The organism is Stenotrophomonas sp. YJH_SMC_135 (genome assembly GCF_059372355.1).
Window position 1 is genome coordinate 948,389 of sequence record NZ_JCAFVN010000002.1, and the last position, 22,686, is coordinate 971,074.

18 protein-coding genes are annotated in these 22,686 nt (G+C 67.5%); 11 read left to right on the forward strand and 7 right to left on the reverse strand.

The annotated features are described in order from the left end of the window. Window positions 1-396: 396 nt before the first annotated feature. The 5 genes from mdtD to AC5P98_RS10810 all read right to left on the reverse strand — a co-directional run bounded on the left by mdtD (window position 397) and on the right by AC5P98_RS10810 (window position 5,041). The gene (mdtD, locus tag AC5P98_RS10790) at window positions 397-1,806 is read right to left on the reverse strand and encodes a multidrug transporter subunit MdtD (protein ID WP_049408254.1); all 1,410 of its coding nucleotides are present in this window, start codon (window positions 1,804-1,806) and stop codon (window positions 397-399) included. Window positions 1,807-1,898: 92 nt separating this feature from the next. Then, window positions 1,899-2,981: a uroporphyrinogen decarboxylase gene (gene hemE / locus AC5P98_RS10795; RefSeq protein WP_049408252.1), complete on the reverse strand. Its 1,083-nt coding sequence runs from the start codon at window positions 2,979-2,981 to the stop codon at window positions 1,899-1,901. Between the two features lie 25 nt (window positions 2,982-3,006). Next, window positions 3,007-3,246, reverse strand: coding sequence for a WGR domain-containing protein (locus AC5P98_RS10800; RefSeq protein WP_014648051.1), 240 nt, complete (start codon window positions 3,244-3,246; stop codon window positions 3,007-3,009). Window positions 3,247-3,389: 143 nt separating this feature from the next. Beyond that, window positions 3,390-4,502 (reverse strand): 3-dehydroquinate synthase, encoded by a 1,113-nt coding sequence (aroB, locus tag AC5P98_RS10805; protein ID WP_032957074.1) that lies wholly within the window; start codon window positions 4,500-4,502, stop codon window positions 3,390-3,392. Continuing rightward, window positions 4,499-5,041, reverse strand: a complete 543-nt coding sequence (locus tag AC5P98_RS10810; protein ID WP_014648049.1) for a shikimate kinase — start codon at window positions 5,039-5,041, stop codon at window positions 4,499-4,501. Before AC5P98_RS10810 ends, aroB begins: the two co-directional genes overlap by 4 nt. A gap of 98 nt (window positions 5,042-5,139) precedes the next feature. On the opposite strand from AC5P98_RS10810, the gene AC5P98_RS10815 reads away from it, so the two are divergent. Further along, a complete protein-coding gene (locus AC5P98_RS10815; RefSeq protein ID WP_005410663.1) occupies window positions 5,140-5,343 on the forward strand; it encodes a dodecin family protein in 204 nt (67 codons plus the stop codon). Between the two features lie 6 nt (window positions 5,344-5,349). Here the strand turns inward: AC5P98_RS10815 and AC5P98_RS10820 are convergent, their stop codons facing one another. After that, window positions 5,350-6,159 (reverse strand): kinase, encoded by an 810-nt coding sequence (locus AC5P98_RS10820; protein ID WP_049408248.1) that lies wholly within the window; start codon window positions 6,157-6,159, stop codon window positions 5,350-5,352. A 58-nt stretch (window positions 6,160-6,217) separates the two neighbouring features. Here AC5P98_RS10820 and pdxH point away from each other — a divergent pair, with 58 nt between their 5' ends. Further along, window positions 6,218-6,817: a pyridoxamine 5'-phosphate oxidase gene (gene pdxH / locus AC5P98_RS10825; protein WP_049408246.1), complete on the forward strand. Its 600-nt coding sequence runs from the start codon at window positions 6,218-6,220 to the stop codon at window positions 6,815-6,817. 187 nt (window positions 6,818-7,004) lie between these two features. Beyond that, window positions 7,005-7,457, forward strand: coding sequence for a DoxX family protein (locus AC5P98_RS10830; protein WP_049408245.1), 453 nt, complete (start codon window positions 7,005-7,007; stop codon window positions 7,455-7,457). 74 nt (window positions 7,458-7,531) lie between these two features. On the opposite strand, the gene prpR is transcribed toward AC5P98_RS10830, so the two are convergent. Beyond that, window positions 7,532-9,115 carry a propionate catabolism operon regulatory protein PrpR gene (gene prpR, locus AC5P98_RS10835; RefSeq protein ID WP_049408244.1) on the reverse strand — a complete coding sequence of 528 codons (1,584 nt, stop codon included), beginning with the start codon at window positions 9,113-9,115 and terminating at the stop codon, window positions 7,532-7,534. A 153-nt stretch (window positions 9,116-9,268) separates the two neighbouring features. Between prpR and prpB the strand changes: the two genes are divergently transcribed. The 8 genes from prpB to AC5P98_RS10875 all read left to right on the forward strand — a co-directional run bounded on the left by prpB (window position 9,269) and on the right by AC5P98_RS10875 (window position 22,686). Then, entirely contained in the window at window positions 9,269-10,162 is an 894-nt protein-coding gene (gene prpB / locus AC5P98_RS10840) for a methylisocitrate lyase (RefSeq protein WP_005418360.1), read from the forward strand. Window positions 10,163-10,197: 35 nt separating this feature from the next. Further along, on the forward strand, window positions 10,198-11,355 hold the full coding sequence (gene prpC / locus AC5P98_RS10845) for a bifunctional 2-methylcitrate synthase/citrate synthase (protein WP_005418357.1): 1,158 nt from the start codon (window positions 10,198-10,200) through the stop codon (window positions 11,353-11,355). 97 nt (window positions 11,356-11,452) lie between these two features. Beyond that, on the forward strand, window positions 11,453-14,071 hold the full coding sequence (gene acnD, locus AC5P98_RS10850) for a Fe/S-dependent 2-methylisocitrate dehydratase AcnD (RefSeq protein ID WP_049418846.1): 2,619 nt from the start codon (window positions 11,453-11,455) through the stop codon (window positions 14,069-14,071). Between the two features lie 99 nt (window positions 14,072-14,170). Then, window positions 14,171-14,428 carry a type II toxin-antitoxin system ParD family antitoxin gene (locus tag AC5P98_RS10855; protein WP_049408240.1) on the forward strand — a complete coding sequence of 86 codons (258 nt, stop codon included), beginning with the start codon at window positions 14,171-14,173 and terminating at the stop codon, window positions 14,426-14,428. Beyond that, window positions 14,415-14,723, forward strand: a complete 309-nt coding sequence (locus tag AC5P98_RS10860) for a type II toxin-antitoxin system RelE/ParE family toxin (RefSeq protein WP_234413073.1) — start codon at window positions 14,415-14,417, stop codon at window positions 14,721-14,723. Before AC5P98_RS10855 ends, AC5P98_RS10860 begins: the two co-directional genes overlap by 14 nt. A 40-nt stretch (window positions 14,724-14,763) precedes the next feature. Continuing rightward, window positions 14,764-15,942 (forward strand): 2-methylaconitate cis-trans isomerase PrpF, encoded by a 1,179-nt coding sequence (gene prpF / locus AC5P98_RS10865; protein ID WP_049408238.1) that lies wholly within the window; start codon window positions 14,764-14,766, stop codon window positions 15,940-15,942. A 146-nt stretch (window positions 15,943-16,088) separates the two neighbouring features. Then, complete coding sequence (locus AC5P98_RS10870; protein ID WP_049408236.1) at window positions 16,089-17,549, forward strand: bifunctional 2-methylcitrate dehydratase/aconitate hydratase; 1,461 nt, start codon at window positions 16,089-16,091, stop codon at window positions 17,547-17,549. Between the two features lie 229 nt (window positions 17,550-17,778). Next, window positions 17,779-22,686 (forward strand): alpha-2-macroglobulin family protein, encoded by a 4,908-nt coding sequence (locus AC5P98_RS10875; protein WP_049408234.1) that lies wholly within the window; start codon window positions 17,779-17,781, stop codon window positions 22,684-22,686.

The window sequence follows — 22,686 nt, forward strand, 5'->3', positions numbered from 1 at the left end:
GCGCAACGGGCTCTGACCCCAATCTGGAATTCGATATCTGACAGATGTGTCGACCAAGGTCGACACCTACCAACAACCGCGCGTTCCAACAGTCGCCGTTACCCACAGCCGCGTGAACCTGTCAGAGGTGGGGCGGTGTGGGCTTGCAGGACCGTTGGCGCCATGGATGGCGCCATCGAGCCTCCATGGGTGAGGGCGCTTTGCTTGCGAAGCACTGCTTCGCAAGCGCCCGAACGCGCAGCCGCCGGCGGCTGGGCCGGACCGCGGAGCGCGATTTACGGCGTGTCCTGCAAGCCCACACCGCCCCGCCAACCCACGGAATGCTCGCTGTTGCTGTTGCCGGCCAGCGGCCGGCACTACCGCAGGTGCAGGGCCGCAGGCCCTGCCGAACCCCCTTCACTCCGCGACGTGCTCGACCTGCCGCGGTTCGGGCTTGGTGTCTGGCAGCTGCCAGAAGATCATCGTCGAGGTCAGCGTGATCGCGCCCACGCACAGGAACGTGGCATGCAACGCCGCAGTGGCGTCGGTGCTGTCCAGGTGGGTGCCGAACGCGGCCAGCAGGCTGCCGGCGGCTGCGGCGCCGAAACCGGCGGCCAGCATCATCACCATCGACAGCAGACTGTTGCCGGAACTGGCGAATTCGCGGTCGAGATCGCGCAGGGTCACGGTGTTCATCACGGTGAACTGCAGGGAATTGACCGCACCGAAGAACGCCAGTTGCAGCAGGCGCCACGCCAGATGCTGGCCGGGTGTCATCAGGATGAAGCTGGCCATCGCCAGGCCGACCAGCACGGTGTTGACCATCAGCACGCGGCGGTAACCGAAGCGCTCGACCAGCTTCACCGCCAGCTGCTTGGAGACCATGCCGGCGGCCGCCACCGGCACCATCATCAGGCCGGCATGCATCGGGCCCAGGCCAATGCCGACCTGCAGCAGCAGCGGGATCAGCATCGGCATCGCGCTGCTGCCGATGCGCGAGAACAGGTTGCCGAGAATGCCGATGCGGTAGCTGGGCACGCGGAACAGGGCCAGCGAGAACAACGGTGCGGTCGAGTTGGCGGCGTGCAGCCAGTAGCCCACCAGCGCGGCCAGGCCAGCCACGGTCATCAGCATCACCAGTGCGTGTGGCGTACCCAGGCCGGAGATGCCGTCCAGTGCCAGCGACAGCACCACCATCGCGAAGGCCAGCATGACGTAGCCGCGCAGGTCGAAGCGGGTGCGGTGGCTGGCGTAATGGTCGGGCATGATCTTCATCGCGGCGATGAAACCGATCACGCCGATCGGCAGGTTGATCAGGAACACCCAGTGCCATGAGGCGATCTCGACCAGCCAGCCGCCCAGCGTGGGGCCGATCAGCGGGCCGACCAGCGCGGGGATGGCGATGAAGCTCATCGCGCGCAGGAAATCCTCGCGGGGCACCGAGCGCATCACCGCCAGCCGGCCGACCGGCAGCAGCATCGCACCGCCGATGCCCTGCAGCACGCGCGCACCGACCAGCTGGTGCAGGTGCTGGGCCAGCGCGCAGGCCAGCGAGCCGAGGGTGAACAGGATGATCGCCACCAGGAAGGTGCGCCGGGTGCCATAGCGGTCGGCGATCCAGCCCGAGGCGGGAATGAAGGTGGCCACCGCCAGCGCATAGCTGAACACCACCGACTGCATCTGCAGCGGGCTCTCGCCCAGGCTGGCCGCCATCGCCGGCAACGCCGTGTTGACGATGGTCGAGTCCAGCATCTGCATGAAGATCGCCAGGGACACCAGCCACAGCAGGGGACGCTGGCGGTTGTAGGTCGATGGCGATGTGGACATGGGGTGCGGCCGGTGCAGCGTGGGGGCCGCCATGATCGCGCACTGCGGGTCACGGCGCGATCAAGGTCGCGCCGTACCTGCATGCGGAATGCTCAGCGTTGGCTGTGCGCGTGCACTGCGTCGACCAGCACCTGTACATGTGCCGGGTCCATGTCCGGCGACATGCCATGGCCGAGGTTGAACACATGGCCCTCGCGCGAGCCGCCGTTGCCGGCGGCATAGGTGTCGAGCACGCGCGCGGCGGCCGCGGCGATCGCATCCGGCGAGGCGTACAGCGTGGTCGGGTCGAGGTTGCCCTGCAGGGCGACGCGGCCACCGGTGCGGCGCATCGCCTCGTCCAGGTCCAGCGTCCAGTCCAGGCCCAGTGCATCGGCGCCGGTCTGCGACAGCGCTTCCAGGTGCAGGCCGGTGCCCTTGCCGAACAGGATCAGCGGCGTGCGCTCGCTGCCTTCGCCGCGCTCCAGCCCCTCGGCAATGCGCTGCAGGTAGCGCAGCGAGAACTCGCGGTACATCGACGGCGACAGCACGCCACCCCAGGTGTCGAACACCTGCAGCGCCTGCGCACCGGCCGCGCGCTGCGCGCCGAGGTAGGCGATCACGGCGTCGGTGGTGACCTCCAGCAGGCGGTGCAGCGCCTGCGGATGGTTCAGCGCCATCGCCTTGATGCGCGCGAAATCCTTGCTGCCGCCGCCTTCCACCATGTAGCAGGCCAGCGTCCATGGGCTGCCGGAGAAGCCGATCAGCGGTACCTGGCCGTCCAGTTCGCGGCGGATCAGCCGTACCGCATCCATCACGTAGCCCAGGTCCTGTTCCATGTCCGGCACCGCCAGCCGGGCGATGGCGGCTTCGTCACGCACCGGGTGCCGGAACTTCGGGCCTTCGCCTTCGACGAAGTACAGCTCCAGGCCCATCGCGTCGGGAATGGTGAGGATGTCCGAGAACAGGATGGCCGCGTCCAGCGGGAACCGGCGCAGCGGCTGCAGGGTGACTTCGCAGGCGATCTCCGGGGTCTTGGCCATGGCCAGGAAGCTGCCGGCCTTGGCCCGGGTCGCGCGGTATTCCGGCAGGTAGCGGCCGGCCTGGCGCATCAGCCAGACGGGGGTGCAGTCCACCGGTTCGCGGCGCAGGGCGCGCAGCAGGCGATCGTTGCGGAGAGGGCTGGTCACGATGGGCATTCCTTGGACGGGAGGAGCAGCGGCGTCAGTCGCCGTGCGAAAGGATCTGGAAGCCGCGATGCAGTTCGGCATCACGGGCCTTCTCGAAGGCGTGGCGGGCGTCGTCGGCCTGCAGGAACAGCTCGCGCCGCAGCTGCGAGCGGCTGCCGACACGGCCGCTCTCGCGCAGCAGCTCCCAGCCGCCGAACAGGTCCGGCAGCAGGCTCAGGCGCAGGAAGCGCGGTGCCTGCGCACCGGCGTCGGGATGTTGCAGGTAGACGTGCATGGCGCCGATTGTAGCGGGGCCAGGGTGACCCCGGCCGCAACGCCAGCGTGCCGGTCGCTGGCCGGCAATCCTGCCGCGCAGCCTGGTAGTGCCGGCCGCTGGCCGGCCTCCTCGTTGCTGACGTTGCCGGCCAGCGGCCGGCACTACCGGACCGACAGCACCTTCAGCACCGCCGCCTCATCCACGTCCGGCACCACTTCGGCACGGCCCATCCCGCGCCACAACACCAGGCGCAGGCGGCCGGCCACGTTCTTCTTGTCCAGGCGCATGCGGCCGAGCAGGGCCTGCGGCTCCAGCCCGGCCGGGATCGCCACCGGCAGGCCGAGGCGTTCCAGCAGGGCCTGCAGGCGCGCGCGGTCGGCATCGTCGGCCAGGCCCAGGTCGGTGGACAGCTTCGCCGCCAGCACCATGCCCACCGCCACCGCCTCGCCGTGGTTCAGCGCATCGCGGCCCGGGGCCGAATAGCCCTGTTCGGTCTCGATGGCGTGGCCGAAGGTGTGGCCGAGGTTGAGCAGGGCACGCTCGCCCTTTTCGAACGGGTCGCGCTCGACGATGGCGGCCTTGTGCCGGCAGCTGCGCGCGATGGCCTCGGCCAGCACCGCATCCTCGCCGGCCAGCAGCGCATCGGCATGCTGCTGCAGCCACTCGAAGAACACGGCATCACCCAGCGCGCCGTACTTCACCACTTCGGCCAGGCCGGCACGCAGCTCGCGTGGCGGCAGGGTGGCCAGCACGCGGGTATCGGCGATGACCGCACGCGGTGGATGGAAGGCACCGACCAGGTTCTTGCCGGCCGGAATGTCGACTGCGGTCTTGCCGCCCACCGACGAATCGACCATTGCCAGCAGGGTGGTCGGCAGCTGCACGCAGTCCACGCCGCGCATCCAGCAGGCGGCAGCGAAACCGGCGAGATCACCGACCACGCCGCCGCCGAGGGCGAAGACGCAGGCGTCGCGGGTGGCGCCGAGCGCGGCCAGCGCTTCGATCGCGCGGCCGAACTCGGCCAGCGTCTTGGAGGCTTCGCCCGCGGCCAGCACGTGCTCGCCGATGACCAGGTCGGGGCGAGCGGCCAGCAGCGTCTGCTTCACCGGCGCCAGATAGCGCGGGGCGACTTCACTGTCGCTGAGCAGCAGCACATGACGACCGCGCACGTGCGAGGCCAGCGCGGTGCCATCGGCCTGGGCACCGGCGCCGATGGTGATGGAGTAGGGGCGGTCGCCGCCAACGGCGACCTGCAGCAGGGCGGGGGAGGTCATGCGGTCAGGTCCTGGCGCTGCCATTGCGTGGCCAGCTTGACCACCAGTTGGGCGGTCGCATCGGCAGCGGTATACGGGTCGGTGTCGAGGGTGAGGTCGGCCAGTTCGCGGTACAGCGGGTCGCGGTGTGCGGCCAGATCGTGCAGCACCTGCTCGCGGTCCGGGCGCTGCAGCAGCGGCCGGCCCTTGTCGCGGGCCAGGCGCTCGAGCTGTTCGGCCACGCTGACCCGCAGATAGACCACGAAGCCGCGCCGGGCGATCAGTGCACGATTGTCCGGATCCAGCACGGCGCCGCCACCGGTGGAGACCAGCTGGCCACGGCCTTCCAGTACCCGCGCAAGCGCCTGGCGTTCATGGCTGCGGAAGCCGGCTTCGCCGGAGTGCTCGAAGATGGTCGGAATGCTGGCGCCGGCGGCATCGACGATGGCCTGGTCGACATCGACGAAGTCCAGCGTGAAACGCTCGGCCAGGCGGCGGCCGATGCAGGTTTTGCCGGCGCCCATCGGGCCGATCAGGATCAGGTTCGGAGCAGGATTCATGCCTTCTGATGCTAACACCTCCGTGCCCTGGCCTTTACGTTCTTCACGTCAGGGTGGGCGTTCCTGCGGGGTCTCCCGCGCCAGACGGAGTACAGGCCATGACGGTCGCCAAGGTCATCGAAATCACTGCGTCCTCGCCGAAAAGCGTGGAAGACGCCGTGCGCAGCGGGCTGAAGAAGGTATCCGAGACGGTCAAGGGCATCCAGGGCGCCTGGGTGAACGAGACCAAGGTAGTCACCAATGGCAGCGGCGAGATCACCGAATGGCGGGTCAACCTGCGGGTGACTTTCCTGGTGGAATAGGCGCGTTCAGCGCACGTCCTGCACCTGTCGCTGGCCGTCCAGCACCACCACGTGGTCGGCCAGGGCGGGCAGGGCGCTCAATGCCTGCCGGCTGACCCGCTCGTAGTACTGCACGAAGCGCTCCAGCTGTGGCCGGCTCATGCCGTGCCGGCCCGGCTGCGCGGCCTGCAGGTTCTGCTCCTGCTGCCAGCGCCAGCGTGGTACCACCGAGAAATCCGGCGGCTGCAGGAACCACAGGCGGTCGCAGCGCTGCCACAACGCCGGGTAGTCACGGGCCAGCGCCTGGTTGCACCAGCGCCGCCAGCGGCCATCGGCGTCGGCTTCGCGTTCCAGTGCGTTCAACGGGCTGTCCAGCGCGTCGTCATCCTGCGCGGGCGTGCCCAGGAACCAGCCTTCGAAGACCAGCAGGTCCAGCGGTTGCTGCAGCTGCGGCCAGTGTGCTTCGGGCAGGCGCTCGTCGGCCAGCTTGTCGAAGCGCGGCATTGCGAAGGGCTGGCGTGCGGCCACGGCGTTCAATACCGCATGGGCCAGCGGCAGGTCGTGGGTGCCGGGCGGGCCGCGGGTGATCAGCAGTGGGTGCACGTGGCGGGCCAGCCGTTGGCGCTGTGCGCGGGTCAGGTAGACATCATCGATCGACAGCGTGGCGGCGTTCAGGCCGCGTGCCTGGGCACGGGCCACCACCTGCGCCGCCAGCGTCGATTTGCCGCTCCCCTGCAGGCCGCTGATCGCCAATACTGGAACCGCTGCGCCGCTGCCCAGCGCATCATCCAGCGCCTGTTCGGCCAATGTTTCGGGGAATCCTTTCACCTGGGGCATATACGCAGCAGCGGCTATGCAGCCACAATAGCCCAATCCGTGTGAGAAGAACGCAATCATGAGCGACCTGTACGCCGAAGCCCTGTCCACGTTTGCCGGCCTGTTCGACGAGGCCAAACAGAGCCGCGAGGTCGAGCCGAACGCGATGACCGTGGCCACCGCCGATACGCAGGGTCGCCCCTCGGCGCGCACCGTGCTGCTGAAGGCGTTCGATGAGCGCGGCTTTGTGTTCTACACCCACCTGGACAGCCACAAGGGCCAGGAGCTGCAGACCAATCCGCAGGCCGCGCTGCTGTTCCTGTGGCGCAGCCTGCGCGAGGCCGGCATCCAGGTGCGCATCGAAGGCCGTGTCGAGCAGGTCGCCGATGCCGAAGCCGATGCCTATTTCGCCAGCCGCCCGCGGATGAGCCAGATCGGCGCGTGGGCCTCGCAGCAGTCGAAGACGCTGGCAACGCGCGAGGAATTCGATGCGCGCGTGGCCGAGGTCGAAGCCCGCTTCGAGGGCAAGGACGTGCCGCGCCCGGAGGGCTGGAGCGGCCTGCGCGTGGTGCCTGACCGCATCGAGTTCTGGTATGGCGCGCAGTTCCGCCTGCACGAGCGCTGGTGCTATGAAGCCGGCGCCGAAGGGTGCTGGAGCAAGCGCCTGCTGTACCCGTAAGGCGGGGTGGTGCTGGGGCTGCTGTAGAGCCGAGCCCATGCTCGGCTGATGTTCTCGCAGGAGCAGCCGAGCATGGGCTCGGCTCTACAGCAACCTGCGTTTGTCGCGAACGGACTGGTCCGCTTCATGCACGAGCAGGTCGGCGACGGGCACACTCGCTGCGATGCCCTCGATCTGCGGAGTTGCCATGCCCTCCTGGCGTTGCCTGTTTGCCGTGCCGCCACCACGCCGCGGCGTGGAAGCGTTGTTGTTGCTGCTCGCCCGCATCGTCGCCGGGGTGATGTTCTGCGTGTCCGGCTGGAACAAGGTGTTCACCGACGCCGGGCGCGAGCGCATGGTGCATACGCTGGTCGATGCCGGTATCCCATTCCCGGTGTTCAGTGCGCCGATACTCGGTGCGATCGAGTGGATTGCGGGTGGTCTGCTGGTGCTGGGCCTTTTGAGCCGCCCCTCGGCCCTGCTGCTGGCGGCGATCTGCGTAGTGGCTGCGCTGACCGATGGCATCGCGCGCATTCCTGCGGGACTGAGCGTGCCGGATTGGCTGAGCTGGTTCTTCTACCTGAGCGAAGTGCCGCTGGGCGTGCTGCTGTTGTGGATTGCCGCAGTGGGTAGTGGACGGTTCGCCATCGAAGCGCGCTGACGACAGGCACCCTGTAGAGCCGAGCCCATGCTCGGCTGCTTACGCGGGAACCTCAGCCGGGCATGGGCTCGGCTTTACAGATCCTCCGCGCGCAGCCAGCGCCACAGCGTGGTGCGTGACACGCCCAGCGCCTGCGCCATGCCCTCGCGATCATGCCGGTGTTCCCGCAACAGTGCTTCCAGCTTGGCCCGCGGTGGGCGCCTGCCGTTGCTTTCCCGCGGCAACGCCGCGACACCTTCATGCACCAGCTCGGGTGCCAGCTGCAGCAGCCGCGCCGTATCGATCAGCCCTTCACCGGGCTGCCAGTGGATGCGCAGGCGATCGACCAGATTGCGCAGCTCGCGCACGTTTCCCGGCCACTCGGCCGCGCACAGCACCGCCAGCGCCGCCTCATCCAATGGCGCGTCGATGCCACGCAGCTGGCGGAAGAAATGCTGCGCCAGCAACGGGATGTCACCGCGTCGGGCGCGCAGCGAGGGCAGGGCAATCCGCAGCGCGGCCAAGCGGTAATACAGGTCGCGGCGGAAGCTGCCGGCCGCCGCGCGCTGCTCCAGCGATTGCAGGGTGGCGGCGACCACGCGCAGGTCCACCGGCGTCGGTTCGGTGGCACCCACGCGCAGCACTTCACGTTCCTCCAGCACCCGCAGCAGGCGGGTCTGCAGCGGCAGCGGCAGTTCGCCGATTTCGTCCAGGAACAGGGTGCCGCCATCTGCAGCTTCCACCAGGCCAACGCGGCCGCCACGCCGTGCGCCGGTGAAGGCGCCATCGCTGTAGCCGAACAGCTCCGCTTCCAGCAGCGATTCGCTGATCGCGCCACAGTTCAGCGCGACGAAGCGGCCACGGCGCCCGCTGGCGGCGTGCAGCTGGCGCGCCACCAGTTCCTTGCCGGTGCCGGTTTCGCCGCTGACCAGCACGGTGCTGTCATGTGGGGCATACAGCGCGATCTGCGCGCGCACCTGCGCCATCGCGTCGCTGTCGCCGAGCAGTTCATGCGCATCGGCACGCGCTGCCGGGCGCCGGCGCGGTGCAGCGCGGTTGCTGCCGGAACGTGCCAGGGTCTGGGTCAGTTCCAGCGCATGTTCGAACGCCTGCCGCACCGAGTCGGCCGAATACAGCAGCACCCCGGGCAGGCCGGCCTGCTCGGCATGGTCGATGGCCATGCCGGTGCCGACGATCACCTCGATGCCGTTGGCGCGCAGGTCGGCGATGCAGTCGCGCGCATCCTCGCGGGTGACGAAACGGCGATGCTCGATATCCAGGCCGAAACTCTGCTGGAAGTTGCTGAACACGGGTACGTCGCTGGCGTGGGTGACCAGGCCGATGCGGCTGGCGATACGCCGTGCCCGTGCCAGCGCTTCCATCAGGTCGAAGCCGTTGGCCTGGATCGGCACCAGCGGCAGCTCCAGCCGGCCGCGCAGCCAGGCCGCGTTGGAGCCGCCGGCGATGACCACGTCGCAGTGCTCGCGGCGCAGGCGTTGGCCGATCACCTCCACCGCTTCCTCGAAGCCGAGGTTGATCTGTTCGATACGCGCGCGGCGGTCGAACTCGGGGATCACGTCGCCGAGCAGGCCGGTCAGCCGCGAGACGCTGACCGTCCAGATCACCGGACGGCCCGGGTCGGCATCGGCATGGCGAAGCGGGGAGCGGGGCAGATACATGGCAGCCGGTTCGGGGAGGATGTTTCATGATACATCCGTTTCAATGTTTCATATGTTCCACTGCTGCATGCCGGTCATTCCCGTGAAATCAACCGCTTGCAGCTTGGCATGGTGCTTGCGCTTCCTTATCCGTACTTCAACCTGGATCGTCGCATGACCGCTTCTGCCCCTTTCTCCGCCGGTGCCCGCTTCCGTGAGGCGCTGGCTGCCGAATCGCCGCTGCAGGTGATCGGTGCGATCAACGCCAACCACGCCCTGCTGGCCAAGCGCGCCGGCTTCCGTGCCATTTACCTGTCCGGCGGCGGCGTTGCCGCAGGCTCGCTGGGCCTGCCGGACCTGGGCATCAACACCCTGGAAGACGTGCTGGTGGACGTGCGCCGCATCACCGATGTCTGCGACCTGCCCTTGATGGTCGACATCGACACCGGCTTCGGCCCGAGCGCGTTCAATATCGCGCGCACCGTGAAGTCGCTGATCAAGGCCGGCGCGGCCGCCTGCCACATCGAGGACCAGGTCGGTGCCAAGCGTTGCGGCCATCGTCCGGGCAAGGAGATCGTCTCGCAGGGTGAAATGGTCGACCGTGTGAAGGCCGCTGCCGATGCCAAGACCGATCCGGACTTCTTCCTGATCGCGCGCACCGACGCCATCCAGGTGGACGGCGTGGACAAGGCGATCGAGCGCGCCATCGCCTGTGTCGAGGCCGGTGCCGACGGCATCTTCGCCGAGGCCGCCTACGATCTGGATACCTACCGCCGCTTCGTCGACGCGGTGAAGGTGCCGGTGCTGGCCAACATCACCGAATTCGGCGCCACCCCGCTGTTCAGCCGCGATGAACTGGCCTCGGCCGGCGTCGCCATCCAGCTGTTCCCGCTGTCGGCGTTCCGTGCCGCCAACAAGGCCGCCGAGAACGTCTACCAGGCGGTGCGCCGCGATGGCCACCAGCGCAACGTGGTGGAAACCATGCAGACCCGCGAGGAACTCTACGACCGCATCGGCTATCACGCCTTCGAGCAGCAGCTCGATGCGCTGTTCGCCGCCAAGAAATAAGCAGTACCCTGCACCATCAAGTTTCGGAGGGAAACATGAACGATACGACCGCAACCCCGACCTTCAAGCCGAAGAAGTCCGTCGCCCTGTCCGGCACCGCGGCCGGCAACACCGCGCTGTGCAGCGTGGGCCGCAGCGGCAACGACCTGCACTACCGCGGCTATGACATCCTGGACCTGGCCAACACCAGCGAGTTCGAGGAAATCGCCTACCTGCTGGTGCACGGCAAGCTGCCGACCCGCGCCGAGCTGGTTTCGTACAAGGCCAAGCTGAAGTCGCTGCGTGGGATCCCCGCCGCGGTGAAGGCGGCGCTGGAAGAGCTGCCGCCGTCGGCGCACCCGATGGACGTGATGCGCACCGGCGTGTCCGTGCTCGGCTGCGTGGCACCGGAGAAGGACGACCACAACCACCCGGGCGCGCGCGACATCGCCGACAAGCTGATGGCCTGCCTCGGTTCGATGCTGCTGTACTGGTACCACTGGAGCCACAACGGCCGCGCCATCGATGTGGAAACCGACGATGATTCGATCGGCGGCCACTTCCTGCACCTGCTGCATGGCGAAAAGCCGCAGGATTCGTGGGTGAAGGCGATGCACACCTCGCTGATCCTGTACGCCGAGCACGAGTTCAACGCCTCGACCTTCACCTGCCGTGTCATCGCCGGTACCGGCAGCGACATGTACAGCGCGATCTGCGGTGGCATCGGTGCGCTGCGTGGCCCGAAGCATGGCGGCGCCAACGAAGTGGCGTTCGAAGTGCAGAAGCGCTACGACAACCCGGATGAGGCCGAGGAGGACATCAAGGCGCGCGTCGAGCGCAAGGAAGTGGTGATCGGTTTCGGCCACCCGGTCTATACCGTCTCCGATCCGCGCAACAAGGTGATCAAGGACGTGGCCCGCGAGCTGTCCGAGGAACAGTCGAGCATGAAGATGTACGACATCGCCGAGCGCCTGGAGTCGGTGATGTGGGACATCAAGAAGATGTTCCCGAACCTGGACTGGTTCAGTGCGGTCAGCTACCACATGATGGGCGTGCCGACCGCGATGTTCACCCCGCTGTTCGTGATCGCGCGCACCGCCGGCTGGAGCGCGCACATCATCGAGCAGCGCATCGACGGCAAGATCATCCGCCCGAGCGCCAATTACATCGGTCCGGAAGACCGCGACTTCGTCGCCATCGACAAGCGCGTCTGATCCCCCTGCTGTCCCCATCCGGCCGGCCGCATGCCGGCCGGGTGCTTTCGCCGCCGCACCGCCGGCACCCGGCCCGCCCCAAGCACTCCGCCAGCCCATGAATACCGATTACCGCAAGAACCTCCCCGGCAGCGCGCTGGACTATTTCGACGCGCGCGCCGCCGTCGATGCGATCCAGCCCGGCGCCTACGCCACCCTGCCGTACACCTCGCGCGTGCTGGCCGAGAACCTGGTGCGCCGCTGTGATCCGGCCACGCTCGGCAATTCGCTGAAGCAGCTGATCGAGCGCCGTCGCGACCTCGACTTCCCGTGGTTCCCGGCACGCGTGGTGTGCCACGACATCCTCGGCCAGACTGCGCTGGTGGACCTGGCCGGCCTGCGTGATGCGATCGCCGACAAGGGCGGTGACCCGGCCAAGGTCAATCCGGTGGTGCCGGTGCAGTTGATCGTCGATCACTCGCTGGCGGTGGAATGCGGTGGCTACGATCCGCAGGCGTTCGAGAAGAACCGCGCCATCGAGGATCGCCGCAACGAAGACCGTTTCCACTTCATCGACTGGACCAAGCAGGCGTTCCAGAACGTGGACGTGATTCCGCCGGGCAACGGCATCATGCACCAGATCAACCTGGAGAAGATGTCGCCGGTGATCTACGTGCAGGACGGCGTGGCCTTCCCGGATACCTGCGTGGGCACCGACAGCCACACCCCGCACGTGGACGCGCTGGGCGTGATCGCGATTGGTGTTGGCGGCCTGGAAGCGGAGAACGTGATGCTGGGCCGCGCGTCGTGGATGCGCCTGCCGGATATCATCGGCGTCGAGCTGACCGGCAGGCCGCAGCCGGGCATCACCGCCACCGACGTGGTGCTGGCACTGACCGAGTTCCTGCGCAAGGAACGCGTGGTGGGTGCGTATCTTGAATTCTTCGGCGAGGGGGCGTCGGCACTGACCATCGGTGACCGCGCCACCATCTCCAACATGTGCCCCGAATACGGCGCCACCGCCGCGATGTTCTATATCGACGGGCAGACCATCGATTACCTGCGCCTGACCGGCCGCGAGGAATCGCAGGTGGCGCTGGTGGAGAACTATGCCCGCACCACCGGCCTGTGGGCCGATGACCTGGCCACCGCGCAGTACGAGCGCGTGCTGCGCTTCGACCTGTCCAGCGTGGTGCGCAACATGGCTGGCCCGTCCAACCCGCACAAGCGGGTGGCCACCGCCGAGCTGGCCGAGCGCGGCATCGCCGACGAAGCCAAGCTGGCAGCGGGCAGGGCCGAGCAGGCGCAGGGCCTGATGCCCGACGGCGCGGTGATCATCGCCGCCATCACCAGCTGCACCAACACCTCCAACCCGCGCAACGTGATCGCTGCCGCACTGCTGGCGCGCAAGGCCAACGAACGTGGCCTGCTGCGCAAGCCGTGGGTGAAGTCGTCGCTGGCGCCGGGCTCGAAGGCGGTGCAGCTGTACCTGGAAGAATCCGGCCTGCTGCCGGACCTGGAAAAGCTCGGCTTCGGCATCGTCGCCTTCGCCTGCACCACCTGCAACGGCATGAGCGGCGCGCTGGATCCGGCCATCCAGCAGGAAATCATTGATCGCGACCTGTACGCCACGGCCGTGCTGTCGGGCAACCGCAACTTCGATGGCCGCATCCACCCGTATGCGAAGCAGGCCTTCCTGGCGTCGCCGCCGCTGGTGATCGCCTATGCCATCGCCGGCACCGTGCGCTTCGACATCGAAAAGGACGTGCTGGGCGTGGACGCCGAGGGCAACGAGGTGCGCCTGAAGGACATCTGGCCGAGCGATGCCGAGATCGACGCGGTGGTGAAGGCCTCCGTGAAGCCCGAGCAGTTCCGCCGCGTCTACAACCCGATGTTCAACGTGCGCGTGGAGCATGGCGCGGCGGTCAGCCCGCTGTACGACTGGCGCCCGCAGAGCACCTACATCCGCCGTCCGCCGTACTGGGAGGGCGCACTGGCCGGTGAGCGCACACTGTCGGGCATGCGTGCGCTGGCGGTGCTGCCGGACAACATCACCACCGACCACCTGTCGCCGTCCAACGCGATCCTGGCATCCAGTGCCGCCGGGGAATACCTGGCGAAGATGGGCCTGCCGGAAGAGGACTTCAATTCCTACGCCACCCACCGCGGTGACCACCTGACCGCACAGCGCGCCACCTTCGCCAACCCGAAGCTGTTCAATGAAATGGTGCGCAACGACGATGGCAGCGTGAAGCAGGGTTCGCTGGCGCGCGTGGAGCCGGAAGGCAAGGTGATGCGCATGTGGGAAGCGATCGAGACCTACATGGACCGCAAGCAGCCGCTGATCATCATCGCCGGTGCCGACTATGGCCAGGGCAGCTCGCGTGACTGGGCCGCCAAGGGCGTGCGCCTGGCCGGTGTGGAAGCGATCGTGGCCGAAGGCTTCGAACGCATCCACCGCACCAACCTGATCGGCATGGGCGTGCTGCCGCTGGAGTTCAAGCCGGGCACCACCCGCCTGACCCTGGGCATCGACGGTACCGAGACCTTCGACGTGATCGGCGAGCGCACCCCGCGCGCCGACCTGACCTTGGTCATCCACCGCCGCGACGGGCAGGACGTGATCGTGCCAGTGACCTGCCGCCTGGACAGCGACGAGGAAGTGGCGATCTACGAAGCCGGTGGCGTGCTGCAGCGCTTCGCCCAGGATTTCCTGGAAGGGGCCAAGGTGGCGTGATACCGGCCTGAATGCCCGCCCCCGGAGGCCGGGGGCGGCTTGTCCGACACCCGGGCAGGGCGCACACTGACTTGGCAAAAACTGCCAATGGAGAGTCTCATGGCCACCATGAACATTTCGCTGACCGACCCGCTCAAGCAGTTCGTGGACGAGGAAGTGCGTGAAGGCGGCTACTCCAGTACGTCGGACTACGTGCGTGACCTGATCCGCCAGCGCCAGCGCAGCAAGGCCGAAGAGCTGCTCAAGCAGTTGATGGCCGAGGGGCTGGCTTCTGGTCCAGGCGTTGCGGTGACGGCCGACACATTCGAGCGCATGCGTCGCGAACTGACCGAAAGGTTGGAGCGTGAAGGCGATTGAATGGCGGCCAAGGGCCGAAGCCGACGCAGCCGATGCCGCGCTGTGGTTTGCACGGCAGGGTGGGCTGGTACTGGGTCGGCGCTTTCTCGCCGAGTTGGAGACCACGCTTCAACGCATCGCCGTGTTTCCAGGCTCGGGTTCCACCCGGCACGCCGACGTCGCAGCACAGCTGCCGGTGCCGTTGCGGTTCATGCTGGTTCCGGGCTTGAACGCTACCTCGTCTATTACCTCGATCTACCGGGCCGCGTGGACATCATGCGTGTGTGGTGCGTTGATCGTGGTCTTGACGCACTGATGCAAGACATTTCCTGAAATTCAAACGCGTGGATTCGACGATGACCTTCCTCCCGCAACTCCGTATTCCCGCCACCTACATGCGCGGCGGCACCAGCAAGGGCGTGTTCTTCCGCCTGCAGGACCTGCCCGAAGCCGCTCAGGTGCCGGGCGCCGCGCGCGATGCGCTGCTGATGCGCGTGATCGGCTCGCCCGATCCGTATGGCAAGCAGACCGACGGCATGGGCGGTGCCACCTCCAGCACCAGCAAGTGCGTGATCATCTCCACCGCCTCGGTGCCGGCCCACGATGTGGACTACCTGTACGGCCAGGTCTCGATCGACACCGCCTTCGTCGATTGGAGCGGCAACTGCGGCAACCTCAGTACGGCAGTGGGTCCGTTCGCGATCGCCAATGGGCTGATCGATCCGGCCCGGGTGCCGCGCGATGGCCTGTGCACCGTGCGCATCTGGCAGGCCAACATCGGCAAGACCATCATCGCCCACGTGCCGATGCGCGATGGCGAAGTGCAGGAGATCGGCGATTTCGAGCTGGATGGCGTGACCTTCCCGGCCGCCGAGATCCAGCTGGAGTTCATCGATCCGTCCGATGACGGCGATGCGGGCGCGATGTTCCCGACCGGCAACCTGGTCGACACCCTGGACGTGCCGGGCGTCGGCAGTTTTGAGGTGACCATGATCACCGCCGGCATTCCGACCATCTTCCTCAATGCGGCCGACCTGGGCTACACCGGCACCGAACTGCAGCCTGCGATCAACGAGGACAAGGGGGCGCTGGAGCGCTTCGAGAAGATCCGCGCCTACGGCGCCTTGCGCATGGGTCTGATCAGGAACCTGGAAGATGCGGCCACCCGCCAGCACACGCCGAAGGTGGCCTTCGTGGCGCCGGCACAGGACTACGTGTCCTCCAGCGGCAAGGCCATTCCGGCCTCGGCCATCGACCTGCACGCGCGGGCGTTGTCGATGGGCAAGCTGCACCACGCGATGATGGGCACCGCCGCCGTGGCGATCGGCACTGCGGCGGCGATTCCGGGCACGCTGGTCAATCGCGCGGCCGGTGGTGGTGAACGCGAAGCGGTGACCTTCGGCCACCCTTCCGGCACGCTGCGCGTGGGTGCGCAGGCCGGCCTTGTTGACGGCCAGTGGACAGTGACCAAGGCCATCATGAGCCGCAGCGCCCGCGTATTGATGGAAGGCAAGGTGCGGGTGCCGGCCGAATAACCAGCCGGTCGGCGCTGGCATCACATGCTTCGGTAGATGCCAACCTTGGTTGGCATGGCATTGGCACCGCCCGGGCAACGTCCAGCGCCAACCAAGGTTGGCGACTACCGGGAGGCGCGGCCTGAGCTCTGAAGAGGAGATCGACGATGTCTGACAGCCACACCCCATCCAACGAGCGTGCAGCGTGGGATGCGCTGCTGGTGGACATCGTCGATTACGTACGCGACGCGCGCATCGACTCCCCCCTGGCCTTCCAGACCGCGCACTACTGCCTGCTCGACACGCTGGGCTGCGGGCTGGAAGCGCTGTCCTTCCCGGCCTGCAGCAAGCTGCTCGGTCCGCTGGTGCCGGGTATCAGCGTGGTCAACGGGGCGCGCGTGCCGGGTACGCACTACGTGCTGGACCCGGTGCAGGCCGCCTTCAACCTGGGCGCGATGGTGCGCTGGCTGGATTTCAACGACACCTGGCTGGCCGCCGAATGGGGCCACCCGTCGGACAATCTGGGCGGCATCCTGTCTGTCTGCGATTGGCTGGGGCGCAACGCGCAGGCCCTGCATCGCCCAGCGCCGACCCTGCATGACGTGCTGCTGGCGATGATCAAGGCACACGAGATCCAGGGCGTGCTGGCCCTGCAGAATTCCTTCAACCGGGTCGGGCTGGACCACGTGGTGCTGGTCAAGGTGGCCACCACCGCCGTGGTTGCGCAGCTGCTCGGCCTGGATCGCGAACGCATGCTCAATGCACTGTCGCTGGCCTGGGTCGATGGCCAGGCGCTGCGCACCTACCGGCACGCACCCAACACCGGCTCGCGCAAGAGCTGGGCGGCCGGCGATGCGACCAGCCGTGGCGTGCGCCTGGCGCTGATGGCGGCCAGTGGCGAGATGGGCTATCCCAGTGTGTTGAGCGCGCCGACCTGGGGTTTTGAAGCGGTATCGATGCAGGGCAAGGCGCTGACGCTGGAGCGACCGCTGGGCAGCTACGTGATGGAAAACGTGCTGTTCAAGATCAGCTACCCGGCCGAGTTCCACGGCCAGACCGCAGTGGAGGCTGCGGTCATGCTGCACCAGCAGTTGCGTGCGATGGGGCGGCGGGTCGAGGACATCGCGCACATCGCGATCCGGACCCAGGAAGCCTGCATCCGCATCATCGACAAGCAGGGCCCACTGCATAACCCGGCCGACCGCGACCACTGCGTGCAGTACATGGTCGCCATCGCATTGCTGCATGGGCGGCTGGTGGCAGAGGACTACGAGGACGATGTGGCGGCGGATCCGCGCATCGATGCGCTGCGCGCGAAGATGACCTGCCATGAAGACCCGCAGCTCAGCGCCGACTACCTGGACCCGGACAAGCGCAGCATCGCCAACGGCCTGAGCGTGCGCTTCAGCGACGGCACTGAGCTGCCCGAGGTACTGGTGGAATACCCGCTGGGCCACGCGCGCCGACGCGAGGAGGGCATCCCGTTGCTGATGGACAAGTTCCGCCGGCACCTGGCCCATCGCTTCCCGACCACCCAGCAGCAGCGCATCCTGGCCGCATCGCTGGATCCGGTGGCGCTGGCGGCGATGCCGGTGACCGACTACGTGGACCTGTACCTGCCGGGGTAGGGGACGCTTCACCGGATCTGATACCACGCCTGCTTGCCGGGCACATGGCTCGATCCGCTTGGGTAGGTGCCAACCTTGGTTGGCATGGGCCCAATCCCAACCAAGGTTGGCGGCTACCGAGACTGCCGGCCAGCGGCCGGCACTACCCGCACCGCGGCAATTGCCGGATTTGCGTCAACACCTTGACGTGGCCTGCCTATAATGGCCGCCTCGATCAAGGAGTGACGACATGAGCGGTCCGGCACGGCGGAAGCGGTGGGGATGGGCGGCGGCCGTACTGGCAGGAGGCCTGTTGCTGGGGCTGGCCGGCTGCCGCAATGACAGCGGGCAGCTGCCCAAGGCCAGTGGTGAAGCCATCACCACCAAGGCCGAGCAGGTGAAGGAATTCACCCTGCTGCGTGCCTACCCGGACCAGAAGAATGACGGCCTGTCGCTGGCGCTGGAGTTCTCGCGCCCGCTGGTCGGCACCCAGGATTTCGACAAACTCGTTCGCTTCGAAGAGAAGGTCGGCACCGAGGACAGCAGCTGGACCCTGTCCGATGACGGCCTGACCCTGCGTTACCCGTTCGTCGAGGCCGGCAAGGAGTTCAGCCTGGTGGTCTCGCCGGACCTGCTGGCCGCCGACGGCAGCCGGCTGGGCAAGGAACTGAAGCAGAAGGTGTTCAGCGGCGAGCTGAAGCCGGTGGTCGGTTTCGCCTCGCGGGGCAGCGTGCTGCCGGCCAAGGACAGCCGCGGCCTGCCGGTGGTCTCGGTGAACGTGCCGGAGGTCGACGTCGAGTTCCTGCGCGTGCGCGAGAAGGACCTGCCGACCTTCTTCAGCCAGTACCAGCGCGGCGGCCGCCGTGGCAGCTGGGAGCTCAGCAGCGACTACGAGCGCAGCCCGATCAACAAGCTGGCCGAGCCGGTCTACGTCAACCGCTTCATCCTGGGTGGCAAACAGAACGAGCGGGTGCTGACCTACCTGCCGACCCAGGACATCAAGGAACTGCAGGAGCCGGGCCTGTACTTCGCCCTGCTCAAGCGCACCGGTGACTACGAGGGCGAGTTCGATACCGCGTTCTTCTCGGTCAGCGACATCGGCCTGCATACCCGTGCCTACAAGGACAAGCTGTTCGTGCACACCGCCGGCCTCAAGGACGGTGCGCCGCTGAAGGGCATCGACCTGCGCGTGCTCGACGCCAAGGGTGAGGTGGTGCTGAAGGGCAGCACCGACGGCAACGGCAATGCGCTGCTGAACTACACCCTGGATGCCACCCACGTGCTGGTCGCCAGCAGTGGCAAGGACACCAGCTTCCTGCCGTTCAACCAGCCGGCGCTGGACCTGAGTGAGTTCGCCGTGGCCGGTCGTGACAACGCCTGGTTCGACGTCTACGCCTGGTCCGGCCGCGACCTGTACCGCCCGGGCGAGACCGTGCGCCTGTCCGCGCTGCTGCGCGACAACGACGGCAAGCCGGTCAAGGCACAACCGGTGTTCCTGCGCCTGAAGCAGCCCGACGGCAAGACCTTCCGCGAGACCCGCCTGCAGCCGGGCGACCAGGGCTACATCAACTTCGAGCAGGTGATCCCCGCCGAGGCGCCGACCGGGCGCTGGCAGGTCGAGTTCCGCACCGACCCGGCCAGCAAGGAAGCGATCCAGGGCATGACCCTGCGCATCGAGGAGTTCCTGCCCGAGCGCATGAAGCTGGACCTGGACAGCGCGCAGAAGACGCTGAAGCCGGGGGAGGACCTGCGCCTGCAGGCCAACGGCGCCTATCTGTACGGCGCGCCGGCCGATGGCAACCGCTTCACTGCGCGCATGGCGGTGGCTGCCGAGCAGAAGCCGGTGGAGGGCCTGCCGGGCTATTTCTTCGGTGACCCGACCCTGCAGCTGCCGCGCGAGGCCAAGGACGTGATCGATACCACGCTGCCGGCCAATGGCCAGCTGCGTGAGGATGTGGCGTTGCCGGAAGAGGCGGCCAAGGCCAAGGCACCGATCGCCGTGGTGTTGTCCGGCAGCCTGTATGAAACCGGTGGCCGCACGGTCACCCGTACCCTGAAGCGGGTGATGTGGCCGGCCAACGCGCTGGTCGGCGTGCGGCCGCTGTTCAACCCCGACGATGGTGCTGATTCCAACGGCAACGCACGCTTCGAACTGATGCGCGTGGATGCCGCCGGCACACCGCAGCCAGCCAAGGGCCTGAAGATCACTCTGGTGCGGGAACTGCGCGACTACCACTGGACCTTCAACGACAACCGCTGGGATTACGATTTCACCCGCCGTTTCGAGAACAAGGAAACCCGCACCGTCGATTCCGGTAGCAGTGCGGTTGCCTTTGATTTCCCGGTGGAGTGGGGCGAGTACCGGGTGGACGTGTTCGATCCGTCCACCGGACTGACCAGCCGCTACCCGTTCCGTGCGGGCTGGAGCTGGGGCGATGACAACCGTGGCCTGGATGCACGCCCGGACAAGGTCAAGCTGGGCCTGGACAAGACCGGCTACAAGGCCGGTGACACCCTGGAAGTGACGGTGACCCCGCCGCACGCCGGCAAGGGCATCCTGATGGTCGAGACCGACCGCATGCTGTATGTGCAGGACATCGAGGCCAAGCCGGGCTCGACCTTCAAGATCCCGGTCACCGCCGACTGGGAACGCCACGACGTCTACATCACCGCGCTGGTGTTCCGCGGCGGCAGTGCGCCGAGCAAGATCACCCCGGCCCGCGCCGTGGGCGTGGTGCATGTGCCGATGGACCGCAAGGGCCGAACCGTGGCCGTCGGCCTGGTCGCGCCCAAGCAGATGCGGCCGGAACAGGACCTGCCGGTAACGGTCAGCGCACCGCAGCTGGCCGGCAGGGCCGCGCACGTGACCGTCTCGGCGGTGGACGTGGGCATCCTCAACATCACCCGTTTCCCGGTGCCCGACGCCGGCGCGCACTTCTTCGCCCAGCGTCGCCTCGGTATCGATGCCTATGACATCTACAGCCGGGTGATCGAGAGCTTCGATGGTGGCAGCGGCAAGCTGAAGTTCGGCGGCGACATGGCGCTGCAGGCACTGCCGCAGGCCAAGCGCCCGACCGCGCGCGTGCAGACCGTGGACCTGTTCTCCGGCCCGGTGCAGCTCGATGCCAAGGGCAATGCCCGCATCCGCCTGAAGGTGCCGGACTTCAACGGCACCCTGCGCGTGTCCGCGCTGGTCTACAGCGATGACCAGTACGGCAAGCGTGACGTGGAAACCATCGTGCGCGCCCCGATCCTGGCCGAAGCCAGCATGCCGCGCGTGCTGGCCCCGGGCGACCGCAGCACCGTGACCCTGGACGTGCAGAACTTCACCGGCAAGCCGGGGCAGTTCAACGTGAAGGTGGAAAGCGAGGGCCCGCTGAACCTGGGTGAGGGCAGCCGCAGCGTGCAGTTGAATGCCGATGCCAAGACCACGCTGAGCTTCCCGTTGTCGGCTCGCGAGGGCCACAGCGTGGCCAAGGTGCGGGTGCGGGTGGACGGCAACGGCTTCAAGGCTGATCGCCGCTACGACCTACCGGTGCGTGCGGCGTGGCCGCAGGTGCTGCGTTCGCAGGTGCGCACACTCGATCCGCTGGCCGCGGTCAGCCTCGACAACAGCCTGACCGATGGCCTGATGGCAGAGTCGGTGAATGCCCGCCTGCTGGTCAGCCCGCTGCCGCCGATCCCGTTCGCCAGTGCACTGCAGGGCGCGCTGAACTACCCGTATGGCTGTGCCGAGCAGACCACCAGCAAGGGTTACGCCGCGCTGATCCTGGACCAGGCGACGTCGTCGATGCTCGGTGCCGACGGCCTGGATGCCAAGACCCGTAGAGAGCGCATGGAAGGTGCGTTCGGTCGCCTGGCGTCGATGCAGGTGGCCAATGGCAACTTCTCGATGTGGGGTGACGACGGCTACGTCAATCCGTGGCTGACCCCGTACATCACCGAATTCCTGCTTGATGCCAAGGACGCCGGCTTCGCCGTGCCCGACAACGTGCTGCAGAAGGCGCTCAACCGGCTCAGCGAGGATCTGCTGTCCGGCGGCAATCAGTTCTATGGCCAGGAGGATCGCGAGAAGCTGAAGTTCGCCAACCAGGCGTATTCGGGTTACGTGCTGGCCCGGGTCAACCGTGCACCGCTGGGTACCCTGCGCACGCTGTACGACAACGAGCGCAGCAAGGCGGTCGGCGGCCTGTCGCTGGTCCACCTGGGCGTGGCGCTGTCGTTGCAGGGTGATGCCAAGCGTGGCCAGGCCGCGCTGGCGGCGGCCTTCGCCAAGTCCAGCAGCGAGCGCCCGTCGTACTTCGGCGACTACGGCAGTGCGATCCGTGATGACGCGCTGATGATCGCGCTGACCCATGAAAACAAGCTGGCCAAGCCGGCCTGGGATGCGCGTGCGGTCGATCTCGGCCGTGGCCTGGATGCGCGCCGCAATGCCGGCTGGATGTGGCTGAGCACGCAGGAACAGGTGGCGATTGCCCGCCTCGGCAAGGCCCTGGCCGCCAACCAGAAGGCGCTGGTGGCCGGTGAGCTGGTGATCGGTGGCAGCACCGAAGCCATCGGCGAGCGCAAGCTGTTCGGACGCAACTTCAGCGCCAGTGAGCTGGCCAGCGGCGTGCGCTTCACCCCGCAGGGGCAGCCGCCGATGTTCGCCAGCATTGATGTGGCCGGCATCCCGCGCAGCGCACCGGCACCGGACAACAGCGTGCTGGGCGTCGAGCGCAGTTACTACGGCACCGATGGCAAGCCGTGGTCGCCGCGCCCGCTGAAGGAAGGCGAAGCGCTGATCGTGCGCGTCACGGTGACTGCCGACACCACGATGCCCGATGCGCTGCTGACCGACCTGCTGCCGGCGGGCCTGGAAATCGAGAACTTCAACCTGGGCGACGCCAAGCAGTGGGCCGACGTGGTGGTCGATGGCATCACCATCAGCGACCGTGGTGAGGCCGCCGACACCAAGCACGAGGAGTTCCGCGATGACCGCTATGTGGCCGCGCTGAAGCTCTCGCGTGGCAGCAAGGCCAACGTGTTCTACCTGGTACGCGCGGTGACGCCGGGAACCTACTCGGTGCCGCCGCCGCTGGTGGAGGACATGTACCGGCCGCAGCTGCGCGGCGTCGGCCGCAGCAACCCGACCACGATCACGGTGGTACAGCCGTGA